The sequence below is a fragment of the Shewanella sp. SW1 genome (assembly GCF_025653545.1).
GTDB classification, from domain to species: domain Bacteria; phylum Pseudomonadota; class Gammaproteobacteria; order Enterobacterales; family Shewanellaceae; genus Shewanella; species Shewanella oncorhynchi.
The window spans coordinates 1-1110 of record NZ_JAKKSG010000053.1 but is presented as its reverse complement, the minus strand read 5'-3'; the positions used below and the strand labels follow the sequence as shown (position 1 = coordinate 1110).

The window sequence follows — 1110 nt, the reverse complement described above, 5'->3', positions numbered from 1 at the left end:
GTTACTACGTCCTTCATCGCCTCTGACTGCCAAGGCATCCACCGTATACGCTTAGTCGCTTAACCATACAACCCAAATGAGTTTCACTCACCTGCGCCGCATTGCGACCAGCTTGGTTTTACTTGTCTCACTTCTGACCAAAGAAGTGGACGCGCCTTAGACGTAAACTATCCAATAAAGAATAATTTACTATTGAATATTCAAGACACTTAATAAAGTGTTTGAGAACTCATGTTCAATGCTTTCGCATTAAACGTTTTGTAATTAATCACATGACAGACTCATGTAATTAAATACTATCAGCTTTCCAAATTGTTAAAGAGCGGGCTTAAAAAAGCCAAAGATAATTTTTCAGTTTATCTTTGGCATCTCTATCCATAATGCATGTCACTTGTTAACTTAAAACAAGCTGTAAATGGTGGAGCTATGCGGGATCGAACCGCAGACCTCCTGCGTGCAAGGCAGGCGCTCTCCCAGCTGAGCTATAGCCCCATTTACATGCAGTGCGAGTAAGTAAGATGTTCCAAACCTCTAAAAGGATTGGTTTGCCAAATCGAGTTATCCGCGAAAAATTAACGCGACGTTTAGTTCACTAAACGAGTATTAATTTAACAAAGGAGAACGAAGATTTGGTGGGTCAGAGTGGACTTGAACCACCGACCTCACCCTTATCAGGGGTGCGCTCTAACCAGCTGAGCTACAGACCCATCTTATTGATAAATCCACAACCCTCTAGAACCACCGACCTCACCCTACTCTTTATGAGGGGATTGGGGTGCTAACCAGCTGAGCTACAGACCCATCTTTTACTCTTTCTTCTATCAAGCAAATCTGTGTGAACACTCAACAAACATYRAGTTAGTCGTATAGGTAAGGAGGTGATCCAGCCCCAGGTTCCCCTAGGGCTACCTTGTTACGACTTCACCCCAGTCATGAACCACAAAGTGGTGAGCGCCCCCCCGAAGGTTAAGCTACCCACTTCTTTTGCAGCCCACTCCCATGGTGTGACGGGCGGTGTGTACAAGGCCCGGGAACGTATTCACCGTGGCATTCTGATCCACGATTACTAGCGATTCCGACTTCATGGAGTCGAGTTGCAGACTCCACTCC

Annotated in this window: 2 tRNA genes and 1 rRNA gene; all 3 read right to left on the bottom strand. The window is 45.4% G+C overall.

Annotated features, from left to right (window positions below):
- Positions 1-416: 416 nt before the first annotated feature.
- Positions 417-492, bottom strand: a tRNA-Ala gene (locus L5M71_RS22985).
- A 138-nt stretch (positions 493-630) separates the two neighbouring features.
- Positions 631-707, bottom strand: a tRNA-Ile gene (locus L5M71_RS22980).
- 164 nt (positions 708-871) lie between these two features.
- Positions 872-1110 (bottom strand): 16S ribosomal RNA (locus tag L5M71_RS22975); the annotation flags it as partial.